Annotated in this window: 17 protein-coding genes; 5 read left to right on the forward strand and 12 right to left on the reverse strand. The window is 43.1% G+C overall.

Annotated features, from left to right (window positions below; genetic code table 11):
• Positions 1-70: 70 nt before the first annotated feature.
• The 3 genes from rpsA to QEP08_RS07360 all read right to left on the reverse strand — a co-directional run bounded on the left by rpsA (position 71) and on the right by QEP08_RS07360 (position 5,973).
• Positions 71-2,002, reverse strand: coding sequence for a 30S ribosomal protein S1 (gene rpsA / locus QEP08_RS07350; protein WP_285056944.1), 1,932 nt, complete (start codon positions 2,000-2,002; stop codon positions 71-73).
• Positions 2,003-2,370: 368 nt separating this feature from the next.
• A complete protein-coding gene (locus QEP08_RS07355) occupies positions 2,371-3,504 on the reverse strand; it encodes a PepSY-associated TM helix domain-containing protein (protein ID WP_285056946.1) in 1,134 nt (377 codons plus the stop codon).
• A 12-nt stretch (positions 3,505-3,516) separates the two neighbouring features.
• Complete coding sequence (locus QEP08_RS07360) at positions 3,517-5,973, reverse strand: TonB-dependent receptor (protein WP_285056947.1); 2,457 nt, start codon at positions 5,971-5,973, stop codon at positions 3,517-3,519.
• A gap of 185 nt (positions 5,974-6,158) precedes the next feature.
• Here QEP08_RS07360 and QEP08_RS07365 point away from each other — a divergent pair, with 185 nt between their 5' ends.
• Complete coding sequence (locus QEP08_RS07365; RefSeq protein WP_285056949.1) at positions 6,159-7,199, forward strand: LacI family DNA-binding transcriptional regulator; 1,041 nt, start codon at positions 6,159-6,161, stop codon at positions 7,197-7,199.
• A gap of 163 nt (positions 7,200-7,362) precedes the next feature.
• Here QEP08_RS07365 and QEP08_RS07370 read toward each other — a convergent pair whose 3' ends face one another.
• The 4 genes from QEP08_RS07370 to cmk all read right to left on the reverse strand — a co-directional run bounded on the left by QEP08_RS07370 (position 7,363) and on the right by cmk (position 13,968).
• Positions 7,363-8,775, reverse strand: a complete 1,413-nt coding sequence (locus QEP08_RS07370) for an efflux transporter outer membrane subunit (protein ID WP_285056951.1) — start codon at positions 8,773-8,775, stop codon at positions 7,363-7,365.
• Between the two features lie 4 nt (positions 8,776-8,779).
• Entirely contained in the window at positions 8,780-11,956 is a 3,177-nt protein-coding gene (locus tag QEP08_RS07375) for an efflux RND transporter permease subunit (RefSeq protein WP_285056953.1), read from the reverse strand.
• A 3-nt stretch (positions 11,957-11,959) separates the two neighbouring features.
• Positions 11,960-13,126 (reverse strand): efflux RND transporter periplasmic adaptor subunit, encoded by a 1,167-nt coding sequence (locus tag QEP08_RS07380; protein ID WP_285056956.1) that lies wholly within the window; start codon positions 13,124-13,126, stop codon positions 11,960-11,962.
• Between the two features lie 161 nt (positions 13,127-13,287).
• The gene (cmk, locus tag QEP08_RS07385; RefSeq protein ID WP_285056958.1) at positions 13,288-13,968 is read right to left on the reverse strand and encodes a (d)CMP kinase; all 681 of its coding nucleotides are present in this window, start codon (positions 13,966-13,968) and stop codon (positions 13,288-13,290) included.
• Positions 13,969-14,057: 89 nt separating this feature from the next.
• Here cmk and QEP08_RS07390 point away from each other — a divergent pair, with 89 nt between their 5' ends.
• Positions 14,058-14,468 carry a peptide chain release factor-like protein gene (locus QEP08_RS07390; RefSeq protein WP_285056960.1) on the forward strand — a complete coding sequence of 137 codons (411 nt, stop codon included), beginning with the start codon at positions 14,058-14,060 and terminating at the stop codon, positions 14,466-14,468.
• 21 nt (positions 14,469-14,489) lie between these two features.
• On the opposite strand, the gene QEP08_RS07395 is transcribed toward QEP08_RS07390, so the two are convergent.
• Genes QEP08_RS07395 through lon form a run of 3 tightly spaced genes read right to left on the reverse strand, consistent with a single transcriptional unit; the run spans position 14,490 to position 18,519 of the window.
• Entirely contained in the window at positions 14,490-15,446 is a 957-nt protein-coding gene (locus QEP08_RS07395) for a lipid A deacylase LpxR family protein (RefSeq protein WP_285056961.1), read from the reverse strand.
• A gap of 57 nt (positions 15,447-15,503) precedes the next feature.
• Positions 15,504-15,995 carry a hypothetical protein gene (locus QEP08_RS07400; RefSeq protein WP_285056963.1) on the reverse strand — a complete coding sequence of 164 codons (492 nt, stop codon included), beginning with the start codon at positions 15,993-15,995 and terminating at the stop codon, positions 15,504-15,506.
• A gap of 52 nt (positions 15,996-16,047) precedes the next feature.
• Positions 16,048-18,519 carry an endopeptidase La gene (gene lon, locus QEP08_RS07405; protein ID WP_285056965.1) on the reverse strand — a complete coding sequence of 824 codons (2,472 nt, stop codon included), beginning with the start codon at positions 18,517-18,519 and terminating at the stop codon, positions 16,048-16,050.
• A 307-nt stretch (positions 18,520-18,826) separates the two neighbouring features.
• Here lon and QEP08_RS07410 point away from each other — a divergent pair, with 307 nt between their 5' ends.
• Entirely contained in the window at positions 18,827-19,450 is a 624-nt protein-coding gene (locus QEP08_RS07410; RefSeq protein WP_285056967.1) for a tetratricopeptide repeat protein, read from the forward strand.
• Here the strand turns inward: QEP08_RS07410 and QEP08_RS07415 are convergent, their stop codons facing one another.
• Entirely contained in the window at positions 19,451-19,984 is a 534-nt protein-coding gene (locus tag QEP08_RS07415; RefSeq protein WP_285056969.1) for a hypothetical protein, read from the reverse strand.
• Entirely contained in the window at positions 19,984-21,504 is a 1,521-nt protein-coding gene (gene gpmI / locus QEP08_RS07420) for a 2,3-bisphosphoglycerate-independent phosphoglycerate mutase (RefSeq protein WP_285056972.1), read from the reverse strand. Before gpmI ends, QEP08_RS07415 begins: the two co-directional genes overlap by 1 nt.
• A 143-nt stretch (positions 21,505-21,647) precedes the next feature.
• Between gpmI and QEP08_RS07425 the strand changes: the two genes are divergently transcribed.
• The gene (locus QEP08_RS07425; RefSeq protein WP_285056973.1) at positions 21,648-22,040 is read left to right on the forward strand and encodes a DUF4783 domain-containing protein; all 393 of its coding nucleotides are present in this window, start codon (positions 21,648-21,650) and stop codon (positions 22,038-22,040) included.
• A 36-nt stretch (positions 22,041-22,076) separates the two neighbouring features.
• Positions 22,077-22,919, forward strand: a complete 843-nt coding sequence (gene nadC, locus QEP08_RS07430) for a carboxylating nicotinate-nucleotide diphosphorylase (protein ID WP_285056975.1) — start codon at positions 22,077-22,079, stop codon at positions 22,917-22,919.
• The last annotated feature ends 3 nt before the right edge of the window (positions 22,920-22,922 follow it).

The following is a 22,922-nucleotide window of genomic DNA, read 5'->3' on the forward strand; positions in this document are numbered from 1 at the left end:
CAAAATTACACAAAAAAGAGGGCTGTCCAGATGAACAACCCTCTCAATATTTAGATTTAAAGATTACAGCTTATTTTTTAGCCTTGTTTTCTTCACCTTCCATTTGTTGTTTTAATTGTGCAAGCACGCCTAAATCACCTAATGTAGATTTTTCAACAGAATCTTTAACTTTTTTCACTGCAGTACTAGATGCTTTAGCTTCTTTTTTCTTAGCATTTCTTTCCTCGTTGGCAGCTTCAGCTTTAGCCTCTTCCCAGATACGGGCGTGAGAAACAACGATACGCTTAGCATCTTTGTTGAACTCAATGATTTTGAAGTCATTGGTTTCTTCAGCTTTGATGGTACCACCATCTTCTTTAGCCATGTGTTTTGTTGGTACGAAACCTTCAACACCATAAGGTAAAGCAATCACAGCACCTTTATCAGTTACTTTAACAACAGTTCCCTGGTGGATTGAATCTACAGTAAAGATAGTTTCAAAAGTATCCCAAGGGTTTTCTTCCAGTTGTTTGTGTCCTAAGCTCAGTTTGCGGCTTTCCACATCCAGCTCTAAAACAACTACCGCCAGTGTATCACCTACTTTAGTGAATTCATTAGGGTGGTTTACTTTTTTAGACCATGAAAGATCAGAGATGTGGATCAATCCGTCGATACCTTCTTCGATTTCCACAAACACACCGAAATTAGTCATGTTTTTAACAACAGCAGTATGTTTGCTTCCGATTGGATATTTAGCAGCAACATTTTGCCAAGGATCCTGAGTCAGTTGTTTGATACCTAAACTCATTTTGCGTTCGTCCCTGTCCAAAGTCAATACTTCAGCTTCGATCTCGTCACCAACTTTCAGGAATTCCTGAGGACTGCGCAGGTTTTGTGACCACGACATTTCTGATACGTGGATCAAACCTTCTACACCCGGGATGATTTCTAAGAATGCGCCGTAATCAGCAACAGTAACAATTTTACCTTTTACATGAGAACCGATAGCTAAATTAGCATCTAATGATTCCCAAGGGTGCGGAGTCAATTGTTTTAATCCTAAAGCAATACGTTTTTTCTCGTCATCAAAGTCAAGAACAACCACATTGATTTTTTCATCAAGGCTCAATACTTCTTTTGGATGCTCTATGCGGCCCCATGAAATATCAGTAATGTGAAGTAATCCGTCTACACCACCAAGATCGATGAACACGCCGAAATCTGTGATGTTTTTAACGGTACCTTCAAGAACCTGACCTTTTTCCAGTTTAGATACGATCTCCACTTTTTGGCTTTCCAGGTCATCCTCGATAAGGATTTTATGAGAAACAACTACGTTTTTAAACTCATGGTTGATCTTAACAACCTTGAATTCCATGGTTTTACCCACGTATACATCGTAGTCGCGGATAGGTTTGATGTCAATTTGAGAACCTGGCAAGAACGCCTCAACACCCATGATGTCAACAATAAGACCACCTTTAGTACGGCTTTTAACAAATCCGTTGATGATTCTGTCATTGTCAAGGGCTTCATTGATGGTTTCCCATGATCTCTGAGTCTTAGCTCTTTTACGAGATAAGATCAGCTGGCCGTTTGCGTCTTCAGGAGCTTCCACAAAAACGTCAACTTTGTCGCCAACTTTCAAATCAGGTGTATCACGGAATTCAGAAGTAGATACCAGACCGTCTGATTTAAATCCAACGTTCAGTACTACGTCTTTGTTGTTGATTGAAACAACAGTTCCGCTGATGATTTCACCCTGAGTGATTTGATTGAAAGTATCGGTATACATGTCTTCAAACTTTTTACGGTCTGCGTCACTGTAATTTCCGAAAGCTTTGTCGTCTGCATCCCAGTCAAAATCCTGATCTGGAGTTGCCAATGATGATTTGATCTGTTCGATCGACACTGAATCAGCTTCTGATTCAATGGTTTCTTTTTCCGCCAGGCGAGCATCTGCGCCCTGCAGTTCAGCTGTTTTAGCCTCTAGTTCTTTTTCTGCTACTTGTTTTTTAGCCATTAAAATTAAATCTCCTTTTTCCCGTTAGGGACGGCAAAGATAGAAATTAATATTTTTGCAGCAAAGATTTTTTTTATAAATGTTATTGATATTGAATGATTTGTGTATATCTTATACCATCATTACCTGCGGTTTTAAATGACAGCTATGTCAGTGCAGCAATGATCAGGGTTTCAACCGAAATCCCTCTGGAATTCCAACATAAGATAAAGGTGCTAAATATATCATAATAAGATAATAATTATATCAGTGACCCTGTTATCACCCTGTAAGCACCCTGTTATTACCTTGTCAGTATTTTGTTAAGATAAAACCTAATGTAAGGAAAACCACAGCTGTGCCGCTCTATACTAGCCGTTAATCAATTCTTATTTTTTCTTCCTGTGCCGGCCTCTCCAGATCAGGAAACCGGTAACTGGCAGGCTTGCGGCAACCAGACTCGCGCAGAAGGCCATTATTTTTCCGGGCAGCCCGGCAACAGCGCCGATATGAATGTCATAATTGGCCCGCATCATCTTATCGGCAAAACTGGTGTTGGCAAACCGGCCATAGCTGTGCTTTACGTCCATTTCCTGAAGTGTATACTGGTCATACCACAGGTAATCGGCTTTCCAGTAAGTTTCCGTATCCGGATTCAGTGCCACCTCAATGGCGGCTTTTGGCCCGTCCGGCACATGCACTTCTATGCTGCCCGGGTAGTTTGGATTTTCCTTCATGGTTTTGGCCAGAAGAATATCTATGGCCGGTTTACGACCAGTTACAGTGTTTACCAGTGTACTGTCAGAAAAGCTTTCTTCAAACTGAACCATAGATTTTCCCCCTGCTGTGACCCAGTAAGCAGATTTGGCAAACCACTGAAAGCCCATGACCAGTCCGGAAAAAGCGATAAAGATCAGGATCCAGGTCATATAAAACCCGAAAACATTGTGCAGGTCATAATTTAACCGTTTCCATTTTGCATTCCACTTAATTGTAAAGCGTTTTTTGCTGGCGGCTTTATTTTTTGGCCACCATAAGATCAGGCCCGAACATAAAAGAAAAAAGAACATCAGCGTAGCGCTGGCCAACACTGGCTGACCTATATTTGGAGGAAGCCATAGGTAATAATGACCCATGATCATGATCCTGAAGAAGTCATCATCCATGTTCTTCACCTTTAATACCTCGCCGGAGTAAGGATTAACAAAGACGATCCAGTAATATGCAGGATCCTCAGCATAATAGACTACCGTTGTTGCTTTGCCTTTTTCATAACCCACACTGTGCGCATGTTTCCCGGGTACTTTGGCATCCGCTATGATTTTTAGCTTAGAGGGTTCGATATAAGGCCTGTTTTCGGTTTTTACAAAGCGATAAGGCTGTGTGATGTCTTCGATTTCACGTTCAAAAGCAAGGATGCATCCTGTTATTCCCAAAAAACACACAAATAGCCCGGATGTTAATCCGAGCCATAAATGTATTTGTCCGATCCAGTATTTGAATCTGTATTTCTTATTGATCACCAGGGTGTATTTTTAAAATTTATAAGCGATACTTCCCGCAAAGCTTCTCAGTTTCTGAGGGTTCGCGGTCCCGTATCCGATCCAATATTTTTCGTTGGTCAGGTTGTCTATTTTAGCCCCAAGCCTGATATTGCTGTTTTCATAAAACAGGGAAGCATTCAGCAGCGTATAAGCGGGCAGTATGAAGATGCCACTGCTCAGGCTGTTTACGACCTTGTTGTCACTTGCGTAGTTTCCGCCCAAACCAAAACCAAGCCCTTTAATCGCGTTGTCCGGAAGACGGTAACTGAAGAACAGGTTGGCGAGTATCGGCGAAGAGGCATACGCCGGCCTGCGGCCGTTCACATCCGGATCTTCAGTCTCCATTTTAGAGTCATTGTAACTGAAGCCGCCGACGATATTCAGTCCCCTGAAAGGATTGGCAATAATTTCCGCTTCTATACCTTTGCTGAGTTGGGCCCCATCCTGCACAGAAGCAAATAATCCGGCAGCAGGGAGACTTACATCAGTTCTCAGCATATCTTTTACCTTAATGTCGTAATAACTTATAGTGGCACTTAGTTTACCTTTAAAAGCGTCCAGTTTTATTCCGCCCTCAATTTGATTGGCCTGTTCAAGTTCCGCAATTACCGTTGCGGTTTTTGATGCCGATGAAGGGTCATATTTGGTATATGCACCAGGATTCGTAAAGCTGTTCTGATAATTGGCAAAAATGGAGATCACGTCTTTAATGGGCTGATATACGGCACCAAACTTAGGCGACAGGGCATTTTGGTTGTAAACAGCGTCGTCTGCTCCGCCTGTTTTCCCGCCTTTGCTTTCAAACCTGTCTGCACGTACAGCAGCCAGAATGCTGAATTTATCTGTAATGTTGATGACGTCAGAAAGGTATGCGCTATAGGTATTGGTAATGTTTACAATAGGGTAGGTGAACTCAGGCGTTGAAGTGGCATATTTTTGAGACATATTGATGCCGTTGAAACTGCTGTAATCAAACCCGGGAACATTTAGCGGAACAATATCCCAGCTGCTTCCATAGAAGTTCTGTTTGGCATCGGCCCGGATGAAATCAAGTCCAAGTACCATGCGGTTTCTCAATCCTCCGATTTTGAAATCGCCGTTGAAGTTTTGCTGGACTTCGAGAACATTGTTCTTGCTGTCGCCGGTAGACTGATCTGCGCGAGCCATGTAATTGCTTTTGCCATTTTTAGCAGGATCGGCTTCGATCACTCCGTCGGGAATCAGGTAAAAGTAAGGGGAGAAACCATTGGAAAAGCTGTTCGATGAGGTAAAATTAGTCGATGAAGTAAAAGCTTCGGAGATCTTATAATTGACCTGTGCAAAAAAGTTTGAACTTCTTGAACGCTGGAACAGTCCATCGCCAAGGTAAGATTTTTTATAATCGACAGGAAGATCGTCTGCAGTCCTCACACCGAGATCAGCAGCAGGAAAATAGAAGAAAAAAGCCTGTTTCCCGGTATTGGTACCGTAAAATACTTCAGCATCAAGATTTATAGTAAGTCTGTCGGAAGCATTGTAAGTCAGGCTCGGTGCAAAGACACTGCTTTTGGTAAAACCGATGTCCTGAAAAGTATCTTCATTGTTATAGGCGGCATTGACGCGAAACAGCAACTTATCATTAATGGGCTGATTCAGGTCTAAATGGATCCTCTGGAAATTATTATTACCTCCTGAAAAGGCGACTTCTCCGCCAAAAGTTTCATAAGGTTTTTTGGTTACCCGGTTGATCAGGCCACCGTAAGAGGTTAAGGCACTACCGAAAAGCGTAGCTGAAGGCCCCTTGATCACTTCCAGTCTTTCCAGGTTTACCGCATCGATCTCACTGGTCACGATACCGGCAATGCCATTTCTTAAATTACTTTGCACGATGAATCCGCGGGTGTTATAGTAGCTTCCGCCATCACCACCCCGGCCGGTGGCCTCCCACATCTTTTGCATACCGGGTACGTTCCTTACTGCTTCATCAACATTAAATATCAGCTGATCTGTAAGCAGTTCTTTACTTACAGTGGTGTATACCTGGGGATTTTCAAGTTTGCTGAGCGGAGTTTTGGCGACAAATTCGCTTTGTTTTTTGTTAAAGCGGTTGGTCTTGGTGCTGGAAATGACGATTTCGTCCAGTTGAGAAGAATTTTCATCAAGTGTAAGATTAATACCAGAGATATCGGAATTGGAAACCCGGATAGCCTGGTCTTGTTTCTTAAGACCGATTGCGGAAGCAATCAGCATGTAATTCCCCGCCTTCACCCGTTTAAATGTAAACTCACCGTTTTCAGCGGTCATGGTAGCCTGTCCGCTGCCTTTTAGAACAATGCTGATGCCTGAAGCTGCATTACCGTCCCGGGTGATTACTTTTCCGCTAACCTGATAGGTCGCTTGCTGGGCAAAAAGGCCCAGTGATAAAATAAGGAACAGGGCAGTTAAATTAAATAGTCTAAATTTAATCATATTGTGGATTATAGTTATTTGGATTAATTCTAATTTAACACAAAGAAAGCATCAAAATCTTTATAAACAAAATAAATTAGAATTATTCTAGATAAAGGTGCTTGTTATATCAATCCAATTAATGACTCAGGGGGGGGAATGTTAAACCCGATTTCTTATATTGCAAGATCAATGATGATTGTTTGATGGAGAAAAAGGTATCAATTAAGGATATTGCAAAACAGCTGGGAATTTCTATAAGTACGGTCTCGTTTGTTGTAAATGGCAAAGCCAGGGAAAAAAGAATTAGTGAGGAGCTTACCCAACGGGTTTTGGCCTTGGTGGAAGAGCTGGATTATAAGCCGGATGCACTGGCCAGAAGCTTCAGGACCGGAAAGACCAATATCATTGTTTTTTTGGTAGATGACATATCCAGACCCTTTTTCTCAAATCTTGCCAGATTTATTGATGAAAAGGCTGCTAAAAATGGATATAAGATCATTTACAGCAGTACACGCGGCAGTAAGAAGAAGGCCATAGAACTGCTGCAGATTTTTCAGGACAGACATGTAGACGGATATATCATCGCATTACCGGAAGGTTTGGAAACGGAAGTAGGGGCATTGACGGAAAGCCGTAAGCCGGTTGTGCTATTTGACAGGTATTTTAAGGAACTGAATACCGATTATGTGGTGATCAATAATGAAGAGAGTACTTATAAAGCGACTTGTCATCTGGTCGATAACGGTTATCAAAATATAGGTTTTGTAACTATAGATACCATAGAGCAGCAGATGCTGGACCGGTTAAAGGGCTATGAAAATGCTGTAGCTCAGGCCGGGTTGACTCCAAGTATATTAAAAATCAATTATTTAAATGCTACCACCGGACTTCCTGCGATCATGGATTATCTGACAGGACAAAAGCAACTGGATGCGGTGATTTTTTCAGCAAATTATCTTTGTATGGATGGCCTTCGTGCCATAAGACATATGGGACTGAACATTCCGGATGACCTTGCCGTGCTTTCTTTTGATGACTTTGAATTACTTGAATTCATATCACCTACAATTACCGCTATAGCGCAGCCCCTCGAGGAAATCGCGGAAAATATCATGACCATTTTAATGCAGCGGCTAAACAACCCAAAAACCGTTCATGAATACAGCCAGATCATCTTGCCTACTGCGATGACCTTAAGGCAGTCTACTGCAAAGAAAAAAAGCATAAAAAAAACCGCCTGCTAGCATACAGACGGTTTAGACAAATTTCATATTCGAATCCCTAGTACCTGCACCTTCCGGGACTTTGTGTCTGCGCCTTCCATAACTTCCAAAAAAAATAATGTGTTTTGAGGACATGTGAAATCTTTTCCTTCAAAGATTTCGAGTCCGAAAAACACATTATTTTTTACTGCCATCCCCCTCCGAGGGCTCTGTACAAATTTACTACAGCCTGCAGCTTTTGCAGCCTGTCATTGATACTGCTGAGCTGGGCAGCTAAAAGGCTTTGTTCCGATGTCAGTACATCCGTATAGTTTGTTGCAGAGCTATAACGCAGTAATTCTTTGGTAAAGTCAACGGCCTTGGTCAGAGCGGCGATCTGTTTTGCCCTGGTGGCTTCTTTTTCAGCTGCGGTCTGGTAGGCGTATAAAGCATTGGAAACTTCCTGTCCGCCAGTTAACAAGGTCTGCTGGAAGCTGTAAAATGCCTGCTGCTGCTGTGCCTCTGCAGTTCTAAGCCTGACTTTGTTCTGACCCTTGTTGAAAATTGGCTGGGTAAGTCCGCCGATCAGGTTATAAAATATTGAATTGTCGAAAAAGTTTTTGACATCCAGGCTGGACAAGCCACCATTTGCTGTCAGCGTAAGGGCAGGATAGAAGTATGTCCTGGCAACATTCTTGTTTTCAAATGCAGCACGGAAAGCAAATTCTGCGGCTTGTACATCGGGCCTGTTCTGCAGGAGCTGGGCAGATACCCCGGTCTGTAAACTGCTGTAGGCCATCTGAGCGTCAAGGTTAGACCTTTCAATACCACCAGGCCCTTTTCCCAGCAGGATACTCAGCGCATTTTCACCCTCCCTGATGCTTCTTTTCAGATCAGGAATGGTGACCTGGGCAGCATACAGATTGGCTTCACTTTGCACTACTGCTGCGCCGTTTACTACAGCACCCTCTTTCAGTGACTTCATGGTCTCTACATCTTTTTCCCTGATACCGACGGTCTGCTCGGTGATGGCCAGTTGCTTATCCAATGCCAGCAGGTTATAATAAATATTGGCGATATTGGCAATCAGCTGTGTTTGTACAGCTCTTTTTGCTGCATCTGTCTGCAATAGTGAGGCATAAGCGGCCCGCTTGCTGCTGCTCAGTTTCCCCCAGATGTCTGCCTCCCAGCTCGTACTCAATTGCGCCCTGTAGGTTTGTGTTTCTGTGTTGATATTTACACCCGGCGGAAAGTTCAATGCAGCTTTAGACTGCTTGGCATCTGTGACCGATACATCGGCCGAAAGGCTGGGCAGAAAGGCAGCTTTGCTTTGCAGCAGGGCAGCCTCTGCAATTTTAATCCTTTCTACGGCTTGTTTCAGGTCCAGGTTTTCATTTAGGCCCTGCTGGATTAGTGTTTGCAGTGTCTGGTCTGCAAACAAAGTTTTCCAGGGCAGATCAGCGATGGTAGTTGTGTCTGTAACGGTGTTATCACGGTAGAGTCCATTGCTGTTGAGCGCCGGTCGTTCGTATTTTTTGGTAACACACGCGGTTAATGCAAGTGTGCAGAAACCGATGATGATATATGACTTTTTATGGATTGGGTTCATGTTTTTCATTAAATTAATGTTCACGGGTATCAACTTCCGGAAATTCAAGTTCAGCCTGTTCTTTAACAATTCCATCTTCAAAAGGAGATTTGCTGCTGACCCGTTCCTGAAGGGACTGAAAAATAATGAACAGTGCCGGAATTACAAATACACCAAACAGGGTTCCGATCAGCATTCCTCCAACTGCGCCGGTACCAATAGATTTATTACCAGCGGCACCAACGCCGGTGGAAAGCATCAGCGGCATCAGCCCAAGAATAAATGCAAATGAGGTCATTAAAATCGGACGCAGCCTGGCAGTCGCACCATTGATTGCGGCATCTACGATGCTCATGCCCTTGCGCCTTCTGTCCACCGCAAACTCTACAATCAAAATGGCGTTTTTTGCGAGCAGACCAACCAGCATGATCAGGGTGATCTGGGTATAGATGTTGTTATCTACTTTAAAAATCTTGTCAAAAATAAACACACCGGCCAACCCGATCGGCAGTGAGATCAATACTGCCAGCGGCAGGATGTAGCTTTCATATTGCGCGCAAAGCAGGAAATATACAAAGACAACGCAAAGCAGGAAGATGAAAATAGTCTGACTACCACTGGCTACTTCCTCGCGGGAAAGACCAGAAAATTCATACCCGTAGCCGGCAGGTAAATGTATCGCTGCCTCTTCCTGTACTGCTTTCAATGCATCACCGGAACTGTAGCCCGGGTTTGGACTGCCTGTTACTGCAATAGAGGTAAACAAGTTAAAACGGGAAATGGCCTGTGGTCCGTATACCTTTTTCAAAGTAATGAATTCGCCGATAGGCGCCATATCTCCTTTAGCATTCCTTACGTAAATGCCATTTAAGCTTTGCTCATTTGCCCTGTAGGCTGCGTCTGCCTGGTACATGACACGGTACTGCTTTCCAAACTTATTGAAATTGGAAGCATATACACCGCCATAATAGCCCTGTAAAACGCCCAGTACATCATTTACATTTAACCCGGCCTGTTTTATGGTCGCTACATTGACGTCAATCTGATATTGAGGGAAATTTGGGTTGAAGGAGGTGGATGCATACTGTACTTCCGGTCTTTTGCCCAGTGCGGCAAGAAATCCGTTACCGATGGCATTGAATTTATTGATGTCACCGCCGGTCTTGTCCTGTAGCTGAAATTCAAATCCACCACTGGTACCAAAGCCCTGTATGGTTGGCGGAGCAAAGAAAATGATCTTCGCGCCTTTCATATTTGCAGTCTTGGCAAAAAGTTCCCCAATGATCGCTTTTACATCGCGTTCGCGTTCTTTCCAGGGTTTTAATCTGCTGATTACCATACCGTATGAACTTCCTGAACCACTGATCAGGCTTCGGCCCACAACCCTGATGGAATTGTTTACTTCAGGAATGGTATGTACGATGCTGTCGATTCGTGCGATGACTTCGTTGGTACGTTCCTGAGAGGTGGAGGGCGGAAGGGAAATGTCTGACATGATCGTTCCAAGATCCTCATTTGGTACAAATCCTTTAGGGGTAGTATTCATTGTCCAGATTAATGCCACTGTAAATAGTGCGATGCCTGCGAGGGCAATCCATTTTTTGCGTGCAAGGAAACTGACCGAACGTTTGTACCGGTTGGTCATCAGGTCAAATGACGTATTAAAGGCTGTATAAAAACGCTGCAGTAAATTTTTCTTTTTGCCATGGTCATCGGCATGGGGTTTTAAAAACAGTGCGCAAAGCGCCGGACTCAGTGTAAGTGCGTTGATGGCCGACAAGATGATGGCGATAGCCAGTGTCAAACCGAACTGCTTATAAAATACACCAGACGATCCCTGGATAAAGCTCACAGGGATAAATACCGCTGCCATAACCAGTGTAATCGAAATGATGGCGCCTGTAATGTCCTCCATAGCATCTACAGTCGCCTTCCTGGCCGAAGTATACCCATGATCGAGCTTGGCGTGCACCGCCTCTACCACAACGATGGCATCATCTACGACAATCCCTATGGCAAGTACGAGTGCAAACAAAGTAAGCAAATTGATGGTAAAACCAAATAAGCTCAGAAAAAAGAAAGTACCGATAATTGCAACAGGTACACTAATCGCGGGGATCAGGGTAGACCGGAAGTCCTGAAGGAAAACAAATACAACAATAAATACCAGGATAAACGCTTCTATCAAAGTATGGATTACCTTTTCAATGGACGCATCCAAAAAGTCATTTACGTTTACGATAGGCGCATAATGAACCCCTTTGGGGAAGTTTGCGGATGCATTTTCCAATACCTGTAATGAACCTTCGATCACTTCTTTGGCATTTGAGCCTGCGGTCTGATTGATAGCGACACCCAATGCAGGCTTGCCGTCGAAACGTACAGAACTGGCATAACTTTGTGCACCGAGTTCAATCCGTGCAATATCCTTTAATCTCAAAATCTGCCCGTTGGCGGCTGTTCTGATAATGATGTTGCTAAATTCTGTTTCATTTTTTAACCGGCCGGAATACTTTAAGGTATACTGGAAAGTTTGATTTCCCTGTTCACCAAACTGTCCCGGAGCAGCTTCTATATTCTGTTCAGCCAATGCAAGACTGATGTCGTTTGGAACCAGGCCATAAGTGGCCATCACATCTGGTTTAAGCCAGATCCTCATGGTATAATCCATTAAACCAAAAGCGCTCGCATCACCTACACCGTTGATCCGTTTGATCTGAGGGATCAGGTTGATGTTGGCGTAGTTCTGCAAAAATTTCTGATCATAGGATGCGCTGTCGCTGTAGATCCCGAAGATCAGCAGGTTACTCGCCTGCCTTTTGGCTGTCACTACCCCGGAACGGATCACCTCCGCTGGCAGTAAACTGGTAGCCCTTGATACCCGGTTTTGTACATTGACGGCAGCAAGATCGGGATTGGTACCCAGTTTAAAATTTATCGTAATGGTGGCCGTTCCATCGTTACTGGCGGTAGAAGTCATATAGGTCATGTCCTCCACGCCATTGATCTGCTCTTCCAGAGGAACCACCACACTGTTCATGACCACATCGGCATTGGCGCCCTGGTAGGAAGCCGAAACCTGTACTGTTGGCGGTGCGATGTCAGGATATTGCGATATGGGAAGCGTAATGAGTCCCAGGATACCCAGAATCACTATAATGATGGAAATTACTGTTGATAAAACAGGTTTCTCTATGAATTTCTTAAACATAAATTATTTTTTAAGTTCTGTGTATACAGAATCAGTACTTTGTTCTTCCGGTTTGATCGTGGCGCCATCTTTAAGGCTCTGAAATCCTTCTAAAACAATTTTATCACCAGCTTTAATGCCTCTTGTTGCTACATAAAAATTGCCTTTGGTAATCTCCATGATCTGGACTTCGGTGTTTTTCACAATTCCCTGGCCGTCAACCACATACACAAATTTTTTGCCCTGGAGGTCGGTAGTCGATTTTTGAGGGATCAGTATCGCATTGTCAAGATGCTGGGGGATACGTACAGCAGCACTTGCTCCGCTTCTGAGGATCATTGACGGGTTAGAAAAAGTGGCCCTCAAACTTGCAGATCCTGTATTGGTATTGATCAGCCCGTTGATCGACTCAATTTTACCATTTTGAGCATATATAGTACCATCGGCAAGCACCAGCGATACAGCGGGGATATTTTTCATTTGCTCCGCAAGCGTTTTCCCATTGTAGGTATTTGAGAAATCCAGTAATTGCTTCTCATTCAACGAAAAGTAAGCATAAACTCTTGAGATGTTCGAAACGGTTGTCAGCGGCTCTGCTCCGGTTGGACTCACCAGGCTTCCGGTTTTGAATGGAATGCTTCCGATGACACCATCTACCGGACTGGTGATACGGGTATAGCCCAGGTTTGTTTTTGCGTTCACCAGTTCAGCCCTGGCTTGTGCGAGCGCCGCCTTTCTGCTTTGCAGGGTCAGCTGTGCCGCATCGAGGTCATATTTACTGATGATGTCTTTTTCTACCAGGGGTTTTGTTTTATTTACCTGCAGCTGGGCTGCATTTACATCTGCCTCTGCACTGCTGATGGCGGCATTTGCAGTGCGGACCATTTGTTCATATTGTGGGGCGTTGATGCTGAAAAGCAGCTGACCTTTCTTTACGGTTGCACCTTCATCCACATAAATTTTTTCAATAAAACCATCAACCTTAGGTCTGATGTCGACATTCTGTATGCCTTCAAGGGTTGCGGGGTAATCTGTTCCCAGGGTTGTTGACTGAGGGGCAACCGCAAACACAGGATATGCCTGGACCTGGTCTGCTCCTGCAGGACCTTTCTTTTGATCGCTATTTCCGCATGAACTGATGAAGAGTAAAGCCGGTAATAATAAGTAGAGAGAGTGGAATGTTTTTTTCATTGGAATTTCGTATTTTTATGGGTAAGCCATCAGCTGGCGAAATTATTCATACTTACAAACAGATAAAACATCAAATTGTAATGTTTCGTTTAGTTATTTCTTTGTAACTAAACATTTGCAGAAAAAGTACCAGGTGATTAACTAAGTGAAGACGGAAAAAGCTATACGGGCATATGTCTGTGGACCTGCCGCAAGGCAAATTCCAGTTGTTCGGCTGGTGTGAGGTCAGTATTGTCCAGTACGATAGCATCTTCTGCGCGCGTTAGCGGGCTTTCGAGCCTCGTAGTATCGGCGTAGTCCCTGTGAGCGATGTTTTCAAATACTTCTTCCAGGGTGGTCAGGTTGTCTCCTTTGCTTTGCAGTTCTTTAAAACGGCGCTCGGCTCTGATCTTTGGATCGGCAGTCATAAAAAGCTTTACCTGCGCATCTTCAAATACAGTTGTGCCGATGTCCCGGCCATCCATGACAATATTTTTGGATTTTCCCATGCGCTGCTGCTGCTTTACCATTTCGTGGCGCACTTGTTTATTGGCCGAAACCTCACTTACATTTTCGGATACCGGCATTTGACGGATCTCTTCGGAAACTTCCTCTCCGTTTAAGGTGATGTGCGATTCGTAATCCCTGGAGTGAAAATTCAGCTCGATATGATCAAGTGCGTCTTTTACCGCCCGGGCGTCGTTTACATCGATCTGATTTCTAAGAAAATATAAGGTAACGGCCCTGTACATGGCGCCACTGTCAATATAGATAAAACCTAATTTTTTAGCCAGCGCTTTAGCTAAAGTGCTTTTTCCACAAGATGAATAACCATCTATTGCTACAACCAGGTTTTTTCTCATATAAAACAAAGGTAGTATTTTAGACAATTGGCATTGGTTTATTTTTTATTAAATGAACTACACCGTGCCTGAATTGTTATTTTTGCAGTATGTTGCCGTCAAAAGAAGAACTCATTAAGGTTGTTACTTTCAAAACTTCGAGAAGCGGAGGGAAGGGGGGACAAAATGTAAATAAGGTTTCCAGTAAAGTAGAATTGGTCCTGGACCTGAGCTTTACGCCTTTTTTTACAGAAGAGGAGCGGGTCCTCTTAAGGGAAAAGCTTGCAAACCGGCTTGATCTTGAGGGATGTCTGCATGTTGTCTCGCAGGAAGACCGGAGTCAGCTGATGAACAAAGAGCGGACACTCTTAAAACTGCTTGCCCTGCTGAAATCTGCACTTCACATTCAAAAAAAGAGGAAACCTACCAAAATCCCTAAAGCAATGATCCGAAAAAGACTTGCCGATAAGCAGTCCGTTGGCGCTAAAAAAGAATTGCGCAGGCGTCCGCAGCCTGATTAGATTTAAACTGCAATACCAGTCTTAATTAAACCGGTAGAACATACTGATCGACCCGTATTGGTGTGCTTTTGCGGGACTTTTGATCTCTTTTGTTTTAAAGATCATTCCAAAATCGAATGTAAAACGCTGTGAGCTGTAATTGACACCAAACTGCTGGGCAAAAACTACGGGCTTAATGTCAAAAGTAACCGGGCTGTCCTCATTAAACATACTTCCCTGTACTGTCGCGTCGTAGGCCACAAAATTAAGCTGTGGTTTGGCGTAAAAGAAGAGTTCACGTTTGACGAGTGCTTTTGTTTTTGCATTGTTTCCGATAACGGCCTTGGTATAACCCGAGTTGAACAATTGATTGATCCTGCCTGCCCTGAATAATACTCCTGCTCCGGCGCCGCTAAATGTGGTACCTGCGTTGACATAACCTTCAAAGGAAAAATCCGTAGCCTGGTCAGAGGCCCGGTGAAGCAACCGGGTGTATTGGGCGGAAAGATTTATTGAAAGCTCATTTTTTATCTGATAATCCCAGCCCCCGAGTTCATAGAACCCTATCACGTCGTGCAGTAGTTCCTGACCGCCTTCAGCTAGTGAATTAGGCCCGGTTGTTCCCAATTCAACGCTGGTTTTTAAAATGCGTTCATTGCTTTTAAACCAGCTCATGGCCGCGCCGGCATACAGATAGCCGGCAAATGGCCTGTCCTGCTTGTCCGGGTTCGGGGAGTAGCCTGATATCGGATTATACATCTTCTGACCAGCAGAGATCTCCCAGATCTTTTTTTCAAATCCATGTTTTAGCTTTTGCTGGTCAGTGGCGTGCCTGAAGCTGATAAAAAGCCCATTGGTATAGTATCTGTCTGAGCCCTGTGCCAAATAGGAGTCATTGTCACTTTTAAAGCCAAATTCATTTTTAAATGTCTGTGCAAAAAGAGTGCTGCCTGATAAAAGGAAGAAAAAGACGAAGGCAGGAAGAAGTTTATAGTTCATTGATTGATTAAAAAAACTCCGGCGGCTTGCCGGAGTCCGGTACAATATTTTCAGAATTTAAAATGAATAACCGAAACTGATACCGCCATAATAAGGCAGGAAAAAGTCTTTACTAAAGACCGGGCTCAAGCCTGCCCGGAAAGAAAAACCGCCATCTTCAGGCTGTACCCGGTAAAAAAAGCTCATGGTACCAATTACATTGCTTTCATTTTTATTAAAGAGCACTTCACTGTTGCCGCTGGTACTGATATAAGTTGCTCCAAGCCCCAGCTCAAAAAATTTATTATCTTTTCCAAGCAGATAGTTTAAAGATAACGGCACAGTTGTAATTTTATCGCCGTCCAATGCAAAATAACCGATACCTGCCCTGCCGCCAAGCCCGTCTTTCCGGTTGGTAAACCTGGAATCATAGTTTGCAGTAAAGGTGAGCCCCTGTCCGCCAAGTTCCACGAAAATGTTTTGCGCGCGTTTTCCGGCCTCCTGAGCTAAGGCATTCTGCAAGCTGGTTACCGCAAAAAGAAAACCTAAAAGTAATGTGATCTTTTTCATATGAGTTTGTTGGTTTGAAATGTTTGGTTGCTCAATATTAAGTAAAAATTAACTAGTTTGCAATCACGGCAGTTTTAACCACCAGGTTTTGCGGATTTTTTACTTTGTCTTGTGTCAGCGCCAAATTGATCACCTCATCCATCTCCGTCACATAATGAAAGTTCAGGTCTTTAATGTAACTTTCTTTGATCTCCAGAATATCCTTACGGTTTGATTTGCACAATATAATGTCCTTGATATTTGCACGTTTCGCGGCCAGTATCTTTTCTTTGATCCCGCCTACAGGAAGTACCTTTCCCCTCAGCGTAATTTCGCCTGTCATCGCCAGGTTGGACCTTACTTTCCGTTGGGTAAAAGCAGACGTCAACGCTGTAAGCATTGTTATACCTGCAGACGGACCGTCTTTGGGTGTTGCTCCTGCGGGAACGTGCACGTGGACATCCCACTGGTCAAATAGCGCAAAGTCTATGTTGAACAGATTTGCATGGGCCCTCAGATAAGCCAAAGCGATAATTGCTGATTCTTTCATCACCTCACCCAGATTACCTGTCAGGGTCAGTTTTCCCTTGCCAGGGCTTAAACTTGCTTCGATGAACAGAATATCGCCGCCAACAGATGTCCAGGCAAGACCTGTCACTACGCCTGCTACTTCATTGCCTTCGTAGAGATCCTTGTCGTATAATGGCGCTCCAAGAATGGTCTCCACATCACCGGCGCTTAGATTTGGCTCATAAGGAACCTCCATCGCTATTTTGGTGGCCACGCCCCTTACTAAAGAGCCTATCTTTTTTTCAAGCCCCCTTACGCCGGATTCCCTGGTATAGTCTTCTATTACTTTTTCAATCAGGACATTTTTTACTGTGATATCTTTTGTTTTGATACCGTGCTGCTCCCTTTGCTTCGGCAGCAGGTATTTTTTTGCAATTTCAATTTTCTCTTCAATTGTATAACCATTGACCTCAATGATCTCCATACGGTCGAGCAAGGCGGGTTGAATTGAACTCAGAGAATTGGCAGTAGCTATAAACAGCACATTAGAAAGGTCATAGTCAGTTTCAACATAATGGTCGTTAAATGCACCGTTCTGTTCAGGATCTAATACCTCAAGGAGCGCAGACGAAGGGTCACCCCTGAAATCTGCCCCCACCTTGTCGATCTCATCCAACACAAATACAGGATTGGCAGCACCCGCCTTTTTGATAGACTGAATGATCCGGCCAGGCATAGCCCCGATATAAGTCTTTCGATGCCCCCGGATCTCGGCTTCATCACGGATACCACCCAGCGCCATACGGACATACTTGCGGTTCAGCGCTTTCGCTATTGATTTTCCAAGGGAAGTTTTGCCGACACCCGGAGGGCCTACCAGACAAATGATAGGGGCCTTCATATTGCGCTTTAATTTTAAAACAGCAAGATATTCTATGATTCGTTTCTTGACTTTATCCAGTCCGAAATGGTCTTTGTCCAGAATCCGCTGTGCACGTTTCAGGTCAAAATTGTCTTTCGTGAAGTCATTCCAGGGCAAATCCAGCAATAATTCAAGATAATTGATCTGAACTGAATAATCCGGCGCTGCAGGATTCATTCTGCCCAATTTTTCTAATTCCTTACTGAAATGTTTTTCAACAGGAGCAGCCCATTTTTTCTTCCTGGCACGGACCTGCAGGGTTTCGTATTCCAGGTCAGAAGAATTACCGCCCAGTTCCTCCTGGATGGTTTTCAATTGCTGGTTCAGAAAGTAATCCCTTTGCTGCTTATCCAAATCTGTGCGCACTTTAGACTGTATCTGATTTTTTAGCTCAAGCATTTGCAGTTCAAGCGTAAGCAGTTCCATTACCATTGCAGCACGCTCGCGCAGATTAGTCATTTCAAGCATTTTTTGCTTGTCAGCCACATCCGCGTTCATGTTGGAAGAAATGAAATTGATCAGGAAAGATGTACTTTCAATATTTTTTAGTGCAATGCCTGCTTCACTGGGAATATTCGGAGACAATTGTATGATCTGGGAGGACATTTCCTTAATGGAAGCGACCAGTGTTTTGAACTCTTTATCTGCTTTGTGCTTTGTCTCGTTGAACTTGCTGATAGTCACTTTGATATAAGGCTCAGACTGTACTTCTTCCACCAACCGGAAACGTTGTTTTCCCTGGATGATCACGGTAGTATTCCCATCAGGCATTTGCAGCATTTTTATAATGTGTGCTACGGTTCCCACATTGTTTAACTGTTCAAACGTAGGATCTTCGATAGTTACATCACGCTGTGAAACCACCCCGATTATTCTGTCTCCCTTATAGGCCTCCTTAATCAGCTTTATAGATTTATCTCTGCCGACTGTGATAGGAATCACAACGCCCGGAAAAAGAACTGTATTTCTCAATGGCAGTATTGGCAGTATTTCGGGCGTTTCTTCATTGTTCATATCATCTTCGTCCTGTTGGGACATTAGTGGAAAGAACTCAGTATCTTCATTTATGATAGGAAGTGCATTGCTAAAATCGAATTGATCTTGTTTACTCATTAATTAGCTCATCTAAGTTAAAACGACAATTTGACAGCATGTCGTTCATGAAATTAATAATTGTGTTGAATATGCATATTTTCAACTCCTATGCCAAAAGCAGAATATGTCTTTATCTATGTTAAAAAGTCAGGCTGCAAAAATAATAATCCGGCAGTTTATCATATTTTCATTCATTCAGCGTTATTTAGCATATTTATTAAGTGGTACGATAGTTGACCTGCAATACCTTTATTAAAATAGTTTATTACATTTGTTAAGGGATTGAGTAAACTAAATATATTTATTTTTTATTAAATAAAAGTTAATGAACTATTTCAAACAGACGATAATAATATTGTTAGTTATTTCTGCTAACCGTGCCCTTGCGCAAAACACTTATGATAAGTTGGGCATGCAGGCTTTGGTCAAAGGGGATTTCAAAGGGGCGGTGACCCAACTCGAAAAGGCAGATACAAAAGATCCTAACAATGCCAATGTGTTAAAAATGCTCGGCTATTCCTATTATCAATGCGGGGATTATGAAAATTCAATTTCAACATACAGTAAATTCATTGCTTTAAAACCGTCAGACTATTCAGCTTATTATTACCGCGGAAAGGCAAGATTGAATGTCGCCAATGACCCCAAGGAATCATTAAGCCAGCTTCGTGAAAATTTTTACCTTTCAGCGATTAAGGATTTTACGAAAGCCATTGAGATTAATGGAGAAGAGGACCCTCAGCTATTGCAGAACAGGGGCCTGGCATATAAAGATTACGCAATCTATAAATCCTATAAAATTAAAAAGTCGGCCGAGAAAACGGCTTGCATAGCTTTATTTAATAATTCTGTTGCCGATTTTAACAAGATTCTTTTGGTTCAGCCACTGCGCAAAGATATCATTTCACTTGTAGAGTACGTAAAGGCACAGATCAAGAGCCTGAAGTAATTACCTGAACTTTATGCTGATCTCATAGTTTTTCTTAGCTAGCAATTTTATCTGCTGATTCTTTTTAATCCGGTATAAACTGTCAGGATAATAAGTCAGACTATCCGTTGAGGTGTAAAGCGCATTGTTGTTTCTAATGAGTACCAGGAATCCGGAAGCAGTATTGTTCCTGTAAAATACACAGAGCTCTTTAACAGGTACTTTCTTGTTATCAGATCTGTATATCACTTTGTTTTCAGACCTGGTGACACTGAACATTCCCCTCCAGGATGCTTTGTTAATGTCAGCATTGGAAATAGAGGAAAGTTCTCTTTTCCAATCCGCTATTTTTAAGGCTCTCGTTTCGTAAACACCATTAATTCCTGCGGTTTTCCTAACTGTCGGACCGGCCTTAGTCAGCCTGTTTGCCTCCTTTTCAAAGTAGCCTTTAAGGTCAAAGTATGGGGAAGCATTCTTTTGCTGTTCATCAGTTCCAGCATTGCAACCGAGTAAAAACAAAAGAATGCTGCTGGCTAACAGGGTCTTGTATCTCATTAAACTAAGCTGTTTCCAGTCATGATCTCTGGCTTCCGGATATCCATTATTTTTAAGATAGTAGGCGCAATGTCTCCCAGTTTGCCATCTGCAACGGTCTTATAATCGTTATCAATCAGGATACAAGGCACAAGATTGGTCGTGTGGGCGGTATTTACCGAACCATCTGCGTTTAACATATACTCCGAATTACCATGATCGGCAAGAATGATAAAAGAGTAGCCATTCTCAAGCCCTTTCTTTACTACCTCTTCAGCGCAGCGATCCGCAGTTTCGACCGCCTTTACTACAGCATCAAATACACCGGTGTGACCAACCATATCGGGATTAGCGAAATTCAGGCAGATAAAATCTGCCCAGCGTGTGTCCATTTCTTTTAAAATGGCCTCCGTAATGCCGGCCGCGCTCATTTCAGGTTGCAGATCGTAGGTAGCGACTTTAGGAGAGGGGATAAGGATTCTTTTTTCGTTTTTGAACTCCTGTTCCCTTCCTCCCGAGAAGAAGAAAGTAACATGAGGATATTTTTCAGTCTCTGCAATTCTGATCTGGTTCTTATGATTATTTTCAAGTACCTCACCAAGTGTCTGTGACAGATCATCTTTGGTAAAGATCACATTTACCCCCTTAAAGCTTTCATCATAGGTGGTCATGGTCACATAGTTCAGATTGAGTTTGTGCATGTCAAAGTCAGGGTAATCAGCCTGACTAAGTGCCGAAGTAATCTCTCTTCCCCGGTCTGTCCTGTAATTGAAACAGATCACAACATCATCCGGCTGAATAGTGGCCAGCGCAGACCCATCCGGATTGGTAATGACCAGGGGCCTGATGAACTCATCGGTTATCCCATCCTTATAAGATTGAGCGATAGTCGCGATCGGGTCATTTGTGGGCTGCCCGGTACCTTTGGTCAGCAGATCGTAAGCAAGTTTCACCCTTTCCCACCTATTGTCCCGGTCCATTGCGTAATACCGGCCTATCAGGCTTGCCAGCTTCACCGCTGATGTTTGCAGATGCTGCTGCAGGTCCCCGATAAATTTAATCCCTGAATTGGGATCTGTATCTCTGCCGTCCAGAAACGCATGGACAAATACTTTCGTCAGTCCCTGTTCATCTGCTGCGTCACAAAGCGCTTTCAGGTGATTGATGTGTGCATGGACACCCCCGTCAGACACGAGGCCTATGAAATGAACAGATTTATTGTTGCGCTTCGCATAATTAAAAGCATCCAAAAGAACAGGGTTTTCATGAAGGGTATGGTCACTTATAGCTTTATTTATCCTTCCAAGTTCCTGATACACCACGCGGCCCGCACCTAAATTCATATGGCCGACTTCAGAGTTCCCCATTTGTCCTGCAGGCAAGCCCACTGCTTCTCCGGAAGCCTCTAATTTAGAATTCGGATATTTTTGCAGCAGGGAATCAAAAAATGGGGTATTTGCTGCGTATGCCGCATCGGAATTGTCTTTTTTTCCATATCCCCATCCGTCAAGGATAATTAGTGCTAATTTCTTGTTGTTCATTCGCTGTTGCTTTGATTTAAAAACGGTCAAACTGACTGGACAAATATAAGCCTATTGGCGCTTTTTTTTGAACCATTTTGTTTTTTGTGATCTATTAATGGCATAATTTATGTGCTTGTACAACTGTTAGCTATGTAGAGATTATGAAGCCCTTACTTTCTTTAATTGTACTTTTCGTCAATATTTCGTCTTCTGTTGCTTTCCAGGGGGATGTTATTGATGGTTTATCGGCACATTTTAAAACCGGGAATTCTAAGGAAATTGCTGCAAGCTTTTCTCCGTCTGTAGATTTAATTATAATAGATGAAGAAGATGTGTACTCAAAAGCACAAGCCGAACAAATTTTGAGAAGTTTTTTTTCAAAATATCCTCCGGTAAAATCAGCCGTTATCCACCGCTTAAATACCAATCCTAATTATAGATATGGTGCGCTTTCACTGGCCACAAAAAACGGCACTTTCAGGGTTTCCATTACCATGAAAAAGACTGGAAGTGCTTTTTTTATAACAGAATTGAGAATTGAGACTGAGAAATAGTTCTAAAAATGCTATTTTTGGGTTTAAATTAAAGTTTTGGATAAGCAGATTATAGATAATTTTATAAAAAATGCAATCGCCGAAGACCAGGGCGACGGCGATCACACCTCTCTTTCTACCATACCGGCTTCTGCACAGGGTCAAGCTAAACTGATCATCAAAGAACCAGGCATAATAGCCGGAGTTGAGCTTGCGGAACAAATCTTTGCGCATATTGACCCCTTGTTAAAATTAGAAATATTCATCAGTGACGGGTCTGAAGTTAAATATGGAGATATTGCATTAACAGTTTCCGGGAGCGTCCATGCAATCCTGCTTGCGGAAAGGCTGGTGCTAAACTGCATGCAGCGTATGAGCGGGATCGCTACCAAAACCAACAGCATCGTCCGGTCATTAGCCCCTTATAAAACCAAATTACTCGATACCCGGAAAACTACTCCTGGCCTCAGGTACCTTGAAAAATGGGCAGTCCGTATCGGCGGAGGGGTTAACCACCGAATAGGACTGTACGACATGATCCTGATTAAAGACAATCACGTTGATTATGCCGAGGGCATTACCAATGCCATTAAAGCATCAAATCAATACCTTAGAGATAAACATAAAACGCTTCAGATAGAGATAGAAGTGAGGAACCTTGCGGAGCTTGATGAGGTGTTGCAATACGGAAATGTAGACCGGATTATGCTCGATAATTTTAATTATGAAGACCTGAAGGAAGCCGTTAGGCATATCGCAGGCAAATACATCACCGAAGCATCAGGAGGGATTACTGAGGAGAATGTTACAAAATATGCCAAATGCGGAGTAGATTATATTTCAATAGGTGCCATTACCCACTCTGTAAAAAGTTTAGATATGAGTTTAAAAGCATTTTAGGAT

Source organism: Pedobacter ginsengisoli (assembly GCF_030244015.1).
Classification (GTDB): domain Bacteria; phylum Bacteroidota; class Bacteroidia; order Sphingobacteriales; family Sphingobacteriaceae; genus Pedobacter; species Pedobacter ginsengisoli.

Bases quoted from the DNA above. Each gene is read 5' to 3' on its own strand.
- QEP08_RS07360 (WP_285056947.1), bottom strand. From the start codon at position 5,973: ATGATTAAATTTAGACTATTTAATTTAACTGCCCTGTTCCTTATTTTA.
- rpsA (WP_285056944.1), bottom strand. From the start codon at position 2,002: ATGGCTAAAAAACAAGTAGCAGAAAAAGAACTAGAGGCTAAAACAGCT.
- QEP08_RS07365 (WP_285056949.1), top strand. From the start codon at position 6,159: ATGGAGAAAAAGGTATCAATTAAGGATATTGCAAAACAGCTGGGAATT.
- QEP08_RS07415 (WP_285056969.1), bottom strand. From the start codon at position 19,984: ATGAGATACAAGACCCTGTTAGCCAGCAGCATTCTTTTGTTTTTACTC.
- QEP08_RS07370 (WP_285056951.1), bottom strand. From the start codon at position 8,775: ATGAAAAACATGAACCCAATCCATAAAAAGTCATATATCATCATCGGT.
- QEP08_RS07375 (WP_285056953.1), bottom strand. From the start codon at position 11,956: ATGTTTAAGAAATTCATAGAGAAACCTGTTTTATCAACAGTAATTTCC.
- QEP08_RS07390 (WP_285056960.1), top strand. From the start codon at position 14,058: ATGTTGCCGTCAAAAGAAGAACTCATTAAGGTTGTTACTTTCAAAACT.
- QEP08_RS07380 (WP_285056956.1), bottom strand. From the start codon at position 13,126: ATGAAAAAAACATTCCACTCTCTCTACTTATTATTACCGGCTTTACTC.
- QEP08_RS07425 (WP_285056973.1), top strand. From the start codon at position 21,648: ATGAAGCCCTTACTTTCTTTAATTGTACTTTTCGTCAATATTTCGTCT.
- QEP08_RS07395 (WP_285056961.1), bottom strand. From the start codon at position 15,446: ATGAACTATAAACTTCTTCCTGCCTTCGTCTTTTTCTTCCTTTTATCA.
- gpmI (WP_285056972.1), bottom strand. From the start codon at position 21,504: ATGAACAACAAGAAATTAGCACTAATTATCCTTGACGGATGGGGATAT.
- lon (WP_285056965.1), bottom strand. From the start codon at position 18,519: ATGAGTAAACAAGATCAATTCGATTTTAGCAATGCACTTCCTATCATA.
- cmk (WP_285056958.1), bottom strand. From the start codon at position 13,968: ATGAGAAAAAACCTGGTTGTAGCAATAGATGGTTATTCATCTTGTGGA.
- QEP08_RS07410 (WP_285056967.1), top strand. From the start codon at position 18,827: ATGAACTATTTCAAACAGACGATAATAATATTGTTAGTTATTTCTGCT.
- QEP08_RS07400 (WP_285056963.1), bottom strand. From the start codon at position 15,995: ATGAAAAAGATCACATTACTTTTAGGTTTTCTTTTTGCGGTAACCAGC.